The organism is Rhizobacter koreensis (genome assembly GCF_013366375.1).
GTDB classification, from domain to species: Bacteria; Pseudomonadota; Gammaproteobacteria; order Burkholderiales; family Burkholderiaceae_C; genus Schlegelella_A; species Schlegelella_A koreensis.
In genome coordinates this window covers 870336-877453 of the sequence record NZ_JABWMJ010000001.1, presented here as the reverse complement: position 1 = coordinate 877453, position 7118 = coordinate 870336, and the positions used below count along the sequence as shown (strand labels likewise).

General features: G+C 72.3%; 6 protein-coding genes and 1 pseudogene. 1 reads left to right on the top strand and 6 read right to left on the bottom strand.

Annotation, left to right across the window (positions count from 1 at the left end):
- Positions 1–479: 479 nt before the first annotated feature.
- From ptsP to HQN59_RS03845, 4 genes are all read right to left on the bottom strand, one after another.
- The gene (ptsP, locus tag HQN59_RS03860; RefSeq protein ID WP_176066190.1) at positions 480–2282 is read right to left on the bottom strand and encodes a phosphoenolpyruvate--protein phosphotransferase; all 1803 of its coding nucleotides are present in this window, start codon (positions 2280–2282) and stop codon (positions 480–482) included.
- A gap of 94 nt (positions 2283–2376) precedes the next feature.
- Entirely contained in the window at positions 2377–2646 is a 270-nt protein-coding gene (locus HQN59_RS03855) for an HPr family phosphocarrier protein (RefSeq protein WP_176066188.1), read from the bottom strand.
- The gene (locus tag HQN59_RS03850; RefSeq protein WP_176066186.1) at positions 2615–3064 is read right to left on the bottom strand and encodes a PTS sugar transporter subunit IIA; all 450 of its coding nucleotides are present in this window, start codon (positions 3062–3064) and stop codon (positions 2615–2617) included. The genes HQN59_RS03855 and HQN59_RS03850 overlap by 32 nt, the downstream gene beginning before the upstream one ends.
- A 159-nt stretch (positions 3065–3223) precedes the next feature.
- Entirely contained in the window at positions 3224–3754 is a 531-nt protein-coding gene (locus tag HQN59_RS03845; protein ID WP_176066184.1) for a hypothetical protein, read from the bottom strand.
- 289 nt (positions 3755–4043) lie between these two features.
- Here HQN59_RS03845 and HQN59_RS03840 point away from each other — a divergent pair, with 289 nt between their 5' ends.
- Positions 4044–5171: a hypothetical protein gene (locus tag HQN59_RS03840; RefSeq protein ID WP_176066182.1), complete on the top strand. Its 1128-nt coding sequence runs from the start codon at positions 4044–4046 to the stop codon at positions 5169–5171.
- A gap of 9 nt (positions 5172–5180) precedes the next feature.
- On the opposite strand, the pseudogene HQN59_RS03835 reads toward HQN59_RS03840, so the two are convergent.
- Both HQN59_RS03835 and HQN59_RS03830 read right to left on the bottom strand, forming a co-directional pair.
- Positions 5181–6022 (bottom strand): annotated as a pseudogene (locus HQN59_RS03835) (DMT family transporter).
- Positions 6023–6068: 46 nt separating this feature from the next.
- On the bottom strand, positions 6069–7034 hold the full coding sequence (locus HQN59_RS03830) for a TFIIB-type zinc ribbon-containing protein (protein ID WP_176066180.1): 966 nt from the start codon (positions 7032–7034) through the stop codon (positions 6069–6071).
- Between the last annotated feature and the right edge of the window lie 84 nt (positions 7035–7118).

Genomic DNA, 7118 nt, shown 5'->3' with positions numbered 1-7118 from the left:
TCTCGAACTCGCCGCTTTCGCAGCCCGCTTCGTCGAAGCGACCGGCCGATCAAGCTTTCACCCCATCAGCCAAGCCCACGATTATGACAGCCTCCGAAGAAACCCGTCAAGCCCGAGAGCCGCTGCCAGCTCGCTCCCTCCGGGCGCCCGCCAGCAGCCACGGCCCGCTTCGCTTGCGCATCACCAGCCGAGCCGGTGATTGTGCCAGCGCGCGCATCCCGAGGTCAACACCTGCCGACTCGCTCGCCGAGTGCCGCCGAAGCCCGTCTTCACTGCGGAGCGGCGCCGTCCTGCGGGGTAGCCCCAGGCGCTGCAGCCAGCTGCACGCGCACAGCGTTCGCCGCCACGCCGGTGAGCTCGGCGGCTGCGCCCTTGAGACGTCAGGTCCGGAGCGAGGCGCGGCCCGCCGTTCGTACCCAGCTCTTGCTCGCCCCGAGCAGATCCAGCGGTCGGCGCATCCGGGGCGCGACCCGGCATGCTCAGCCGAGAACAGCCGTTTCGCGCGGCGCGGCCGCCTCTGCTGCCATCAAGGTCGCAGCCGCTTGGCACGCGCGCTCGGGCGACTCGGCCGACAGGATCGACTCGACACGGCGCGCCCATTCGCGCGTATCGGTGGCGAGCAGACGCTCCTTGACGGCGACGACCTGCGAGGGGTGCATCGAGAAGCTGCGCAGGCCCATGCCGAGCAGCAGCTCGGTGAACGACGGGTCGCCGGCCATCTCGCCGCAGACGCTGACGCTCCTGCCGACGCTGCGCGCCTGCTCGATCGACTGCGCGATGAGACGCAGCACCGCCGGGTGCCACGGGTCGTAGAGATGCGCGACCGAATCGTCGGCGCGGTCGATGGCGAGCGTGTACTGGATGAGGTCGTTGGTGCCGATCGAGACGAAGTCGAAGTGGCGCAGGAAGGCGGGCAGCACCAGCGCGGCCGCGGGCACTTCGATCATCGCGCCCACCTCGACCGCTCCGAACGCCCGCCCCGCTTCGGCGAGCTGCTGACGGGCGCGAGCGAGCGCCTCGAGGGTGCGCCGCACCTCGCTTAGGTGCGCCAGCATTGGGATCAGCAGCTTCACGGGTCCGTGCGCCGCCGCCCGCAGGATGGCGCGGAGCTGGGCACGGAACATCGCGGGTTCCGAAAGGCTCCAGCGGATCGCTCGCAGGCCGAGCGCCGGGTTCAGCACGTGCTCGTGGCGCAGCTCGTTGGTCGACATGCGATCGAGCGCCTTGTCGGCACCGACGTCGACGGTCCGGATCGTCACCGGCAGTCCGTGCATGGCCTCGACCGCGGTCCGGTAGGCCTCGTACTGCTCGTCCTCGCTCGGCAACTGGCCGTCGCGGTTCATGAACAGGAATTCGCTGCGGAAAAGACCGATGCCGGCCGCGCCGGCCTGCAGCGCGGCTGCCGCGTCGCCCGGCATCTCGATGTTGGCGAGTAGCTCGACCTGCTCGCCGTCGCGCGTGACCGCCGGCGTGTGACGCAGCCGCGCCAGCACCGCGCGCCGGCGCTCGCGCTGCTGGCGGAACGCGCGGTACTCGGCCATCACTTCCGGGGACGGATCGACGATCACGATGCCGGCGTCGCCGTCGATGATCACCCAGTCGTCCTGGCGGATCAGGCGGCTCGCCTCGCGCGCGCCCACGACCGCCGGAATGTCCATGCTGCGCGCGACGATCGCCGTGTGCGAGGTGCGGCCGCCGAGATCGGTGACGAAGCCGCTGAACACGCTCTTCTTGAACTGCAGCATGTCCGCGGGCGCGATGTCGTTGGCGACCATCACGAGCGGGTCTTCGCTGGTGGCCGGCAGGCCGACCGTCGGCGCACCGGCATCCGGAGCGGCGGCCGCACGAGCCATCGCGCGCAGCAGCCGCTCGACCACCTGCTCGAGGTCGGCCTTGCGTTCGCGCAGGTAGACGTCGTCCATCTCGTCGAACTGGCGCGCCAGCACCTCGAGCTGAGCCGACAGCGCCCACTCGGCGTTGTAGCGACGCTCGCGGATCCAGACCTTGGTCGCGCCGGTGAGCGACTCGTCGTGCAGCAGCATCAAGTGCACGTCGAGCAGCGCAGAGAGCTCCGGCGGCGCCTCGGGCGGCAGATCGCGCTGCAGCGTGCTCAGCTCGTCGGCGACTGCGTTGCGCGCGCTGCGCAGACGGCCGATCTCGGTGTCGACCTGGGCGTCGCTGATGAAGTAGTGCGCGACGTCGACTCGGCTCGAAGCGATCAGCACCGCACGCCCGATCGCGATGCCGCGCGACACCGGCAAGCCGAACACCTGGAAGCTCATGCGGCCATGCTAGCAGCGGCCCCACGCGCGAGCCGGTGGGGTTTTCTTGACGGAGCGCGCGCCCGTCTCGAGCGCCGCGACCGCTCGAAACGCCCTACTCGCCCTCGCCGAAGCGGTCGGCGATCAGCGCGCCGATCGCCTGCAGCGCGGCCGCTTCATCGGGCCCGTCGGCCTCGACCTCGACCTCGGCGCCGAGGCCGGCCGCCAGCATCATCACGCCCATGATGCTCTTGGCATTCACGCGACGGCCGTTGCGGCTCATGAAGATCTCGCTGCGGAAGGTCGCAGCGAGCTTCGTGAGCTTGGCCGACGCGCGCGCGTGCAGGCCGAGCTTATTGCTGATCGTGAAACTTGCTTTGATCATTGCCGCCGGGCTTGAGGGTCTGGAACTGCGGACGGGCGGTCGCGACCTGCATCACGCCCTGGGTGGCGCCGGCGACCGCGCGTGACACCGCGGCCTCGAGCGAGTCGCCCTGGTAGCAGAGCGTGCGCCAGAGCATCGGCACGTTGACGCCGGCGACGATCCTGACGCGCACGCCGTCGGCCAGGCGCTGGGCGACGTTGCACGGCGTCGCGCCGAACACGTCGGTGAAGATCAGCGCATCCGGGCTGCGCACCGCGTCGAGCAAGCGCCGGCCTTCGGCCTCGACCTCCTCGATCGGCGTGTGCGACGACACGTCGAGCGCCATCACCATGCGCGTGCAATCGGGAAACGCGTGCTCGGCCACCGCCTTCAACGACGACGCCAGGGGCGCGTGGGCAATGATCAGGACTCCGGGCATCGGCCGGGATTATCGGCAATCGACTGCCGCATGCCGCCGACGGCCGACGATCGGTCCCGGGCAATACGCCCATCGATGCAGCGCGCACGCAACGCGGGCGTGGCTTCCTCAGCAGTGAAGCGCCAGCGCGGCGGCCGAACGGCCATGCCCGCGACCCGCTCAAGGCGCGATCTTGATCGCCTCCAGGAAGGTCTCTACCGCATCGGCGTCGACTCGCGCGCCCATCACGCTCGCCTGGTAGACCTTGAGGCCCCGCGTGAAGAACACGTGGTGTGCCGCAATCGCGGTGCCGTCGGGCAGGCGGCCGGCGGCAGCGATGCGCAGCGCGCCCGCGCTCGGCGTCGCCCCCGGCACGCTGAACGGCACCTCCCGACTCACCTGACCCGCGATGTTGTCGACGGCGTGGCGGCGCAGGTCGGTCAGCACGCCGTTCGCGAGCCCTGGCTCGGGCAGGTCGACGAGCGCGAGCGCGAACGTCGTCTCGGCCGCCTTGCAGCCCACGAGCCGCAGCGGCAGCGTCGCGCCGCCAAGCTGAACCGGGCGCTGCTCGGTGCCCGGACGGCACGGGAACAGGGTGACGAGGTCGCTCGACGCCGGCCGAACCTCGCGCCAGTCGAGCGCCGGCGAACAGCCGCCGAGCAGGACGGCACCGAGGACGGCCGCGAAACCGGCAGGACGGAGGCAGCGCATCGGCGGATTATCGGGAGCGCCCCGGCGCGAGGAATGCGCCGGCGCGGCAATTCGAGGAACGCACTGCGGCCTCTCGTCGCGCGTGACGCCACGCCGTCGGTCGCGGCCACTCGTGCCCGAGTGCACTAATGCGCACAACCGGCGACTTCCTGAGCGGCCGGTCGGGCACGGCTGACGTGCGCTCTGGCGCCGGCGCAATCACGCGCCCACACTTGGTGCTGCCCCGGTAAGCGGGTGCGCCCGCGCCGACCGGTTCGACCGAGCGTCGCGACACGGTGCCAGCCGTCCCATGCCCCACGTTTCGAGTCAGACCCCGTCGACCCTCGATGCGCCGACCTCCGCGAGCGCGGGGCACTGGCCCGCGCTCGTCGCGCAGGTGGGCGTCGAGATCGCGGCGCCGCTGACGGCCGCCATCGAGCAGATCAACGCCGCTCTGGCGAGCGGCAAGATCGACCGCCGCGGCCTGCGCGCACTGCGCGACGAGATCGAGCGGGCGCGCCAGGTCGGCATCATGGGCCAGCAGCTGACGCGCTTCGCCGCCGGCGGCGTGCACCAGGTCGACGAGACACTCGCGCTCGACGAGATGCTGACCAGCGTGCTCGCGCAGGCGGCGCGCCGCACGCTCGCGCGCGGCATCACCGTCGAGCCCGACCTGCAGCCGGTTCAGGTGCGTGCCGACGCGTCGCTGCTGTTCGGCCTCCTGAACACCGTGCTCGACTGGGCGATGGCGTCGGCGGACGAGCGCATCGCGTTCACGATCGACGTCAAGCCGTGGCCGAAGCATGCGCGCATCGCCTGCCGCTTCGGGCACGCGCCGAGCGCGGGGGGCGGCGCCGCCGATGCCGGGCCCGACTCGATCGCCTGGCACCTGCTCGCCGCGACTGCGCAGGCGATGGGCCTGGTCGTCGACCGGCGCCAGGTCGTCGGCACCACCACGCTGACCATCGAGTTTCCGCGCACCGTCGACCCCGAGGCCGAGGGCGTGACCGCGTCGGAAGCGATCGCAACGACCGGCGCCGCGCCAGGAGGAACGCCGCTGAACGCCGCGAGCACGATCGACGGACGTCACGTGCTGATCGTCGCTTCGCGCCGCGAGATGCGCGTGCTGATCCGCGATGCGTTGCGCGATCTCAACCTGCTGCTCGACATCGTCGGCACCGTGGACGAGGCCGCCGCGTTCTGCCGCGAGAGCATGCCGGATGCGGTGATCATCGAGGCGATCCAGGTCGGCGCACGCTTTCAGGCGTTCCGCGACGAGGTCGCCGGCGCGGCGCCGGTGTTCGTCGAGATCCTGGAGCAGGGCACCACCTTCGAGCTTGCCGGCAGCACCGGCGCGGCCACCTCGCGGGTCGGGCGCGACGTCGTCGCGAGCGCGCTGCCGGCGGCCCTGATGTTCGAGCTCTCGAAGCGGGCCTGAACCGCGGCGTCAGGAGCGCGCCGCCGCTTCGTCCGAGCGCCAGCCGATCAGCGCCGCACCGACGATCAGCGCGCCGCCAAGCCAGGTGACCGAGCTCGGCGAGCGCCCGGTCGTCAGCATCAGCAGCAGCGTCGAGCCGAGCGGCGTGAGGTAGCTCAGCACGCCGACGCTCCGCGGGTCGCCGTGCTTGAGCGCTGCATCCCACAGGAAGAAGGCGGCGCCGAGCGGACCAAGCCCGACGAAGGCGATCAGCACCAGGTCGCGCGCGCCGAGGGCGGTCGGCGGTTCGAAGAGCGCGTGGCACGCCAGCGCCAGGGCCCCCGACACCACGCCGAAGAGCCCGACGGCCGCGGTCGGGAACGGCGCCACCCGGCGCGTCAGCAGCGAATAGGTCGCCCAGACCATGGCCGAGCCAAGCGCCGGAAGGTAGCCCCAGGCGAAGCCGCTCGCGAGATCCCTGCCGCCGACGATCGCAAGCGCGGCGCCGCGAAACCGATGCCCGCGGCGAGCAGCGTCGGCGCCCGGAAGCGCAGGCCCGGCAGCAGCAGCGGCGCGAGCACGACGATCAGCAGGGGCCACAGGTAGTTGAGCAGGTTGGCCTCGAGCGGCGGCGCCGCGCGCAGGGCGACGAACAGCAGCGCGTGGAAGCCGAACAGACCGTACACGCCGAGCGCCAGCGTCGCCGGCGGTACACGCCAGCGCCGCACCTGCGGCCAGGCGACGCTGCTGCCGATCAGCAGCGCGAGGCCGGTCAGCAGGAACGGCGGCACGTGGGCCAGCGCGACCCCGAACGAGGCGAGCGTCGACCAGAGCGCGATTGCGCCGAGCGCGTGCCAGCGGCCCGTGGCGATCACCGGCACCCCGGCGGCGCCGCCACGTCGGCCCGACGACCGCCGGTCATCGCCACGAGCGCCACAGCAGCGACCACAGCGCCTGCGCGGCATCGATCACCCAGCCGATGTGGCGCCGACCCTCCCACCCGTCGCGCTCGGGCTCGGGGTCGTGCCCGAGGCGTCGGTCGGCATCCGCCTGCATCTCGCGGGCCCAGTCGCGGCGCCGGGGCAGGTCGGCCTCGAGCGCCTCGAGGCGCCGCGCGACGACGTGCGGCGCCGGGTTGCGTGCGTGCTCGTGCAGCAGCGCACCGAGTGCGCTCACCGCCGCGTGCGCCTGCGCGAGCTGCGCGACCGCAAGCGTCGCACCGCAGCTGCTGCAGCTGGCGGCGCGGTCCTTCGGGAGCGGGGCGCCACAGGCCAGGCACTCGAACGCCGTGTGGCTGGCGCGCGTCGCGTGAACGGCGTGTGCCTCGGTGGCGCCCTCGGGGTCGAGCGCGCGCGCGAGACGGGCGACATCGACCATGCCGGGCAGGCTGTCGCAGTACGTGCAGCGCGCGTCGCGCGCGCCGAGCGGGGCCCCGCAATTGACGCACCACAGGTTTCCTGCGGCGAGCAGCGCCGCGCGATCGCCGGACCCCAGCGCGCGCACCAGCCCCTTTTCCGACAGGAACTGCGCGAAGGTCTGATAGGCCCCGTGGCCGCGCACGCATTCGAGCTGCAGCGTCGGGCCCCAACGCGATCGGTTGTGGATCGTCTTCAGGCGACCGGCGCAGCGCGGGCAGCGTGCGTGCTTGCCGAGCAGCTGATGCGGCTCGCGCTGCGCCTCGGCAAGCGCATCGAGCAGCGCGAGCATGCCGGTCGGTGCGAGGCGCACCGACTCGAAGCCGTCGAACCAGATCAGGTGACAGGCCGAGCAGGTGTCGATCTCGACCCGGCTCCCGTAGTGGCCGTCGAGACGCAGCACCTGCATGCGACGGCCGCAGTTGCCGCAGGCCAGCTCCGGCGGCGCGGCGGGTGCGCTCAGCGGCATCGGCGGGGACGACGCACGGCGCGCGGCGTCATCGCTGCCAGCGCCACGCACCGCCGCGAGATTGCGAACGAGGTGCCGGCGCGC

Excerpts from the sequence above, each read along its gene's own strand:
- HQN59_RS03845 (WP_176066184.1), bottom strand. The coding sequence starts at position 3,754 with ATGCGCTGCCTCCGTCCTGCCGGTTTCGCGGCCGTCCTCGGTGCCGTC.
- HQN59_RS03840 (WP_176066182.1), top strand. The coding sequence starts at position 4,044 with ATGCCCCACGTTTCGAGTCAGACCCCGTCGACCCTCGATGCGCCGACC.
- HQN59_RS03855 (WP_176066188.1), bottom strand. The coding sequence starts at position 2,646 with ATGATCAAAGCAAGTTTCACGATCAGCAATAAGCTCGGCCTGCACGCG.
- ptsP (WP_176066190.1), bottom strand. The coding sequence starts at position 2,282 with ATGAGCTTCCAGGTGTTCGGCTTGCCGGTGTCGCGCGGCATCGCGATC.
- HQN59_RS03850 (WP_176066186.1), bottom strand. The coding sequence starts at position 3,064 with ATGCCCGGAGTCCTGATCATTGCCCACGCGCCCCTGGCGTCGTCGTTG.
- HQN59_RS03830 (WP_176066180.1), bottom strand. The coding sequence starts at position 7,034 with ATGCCGCTGAGCGCACCCGCCGCGCCGCCGGAGCTGGCCTGCGGCAAC.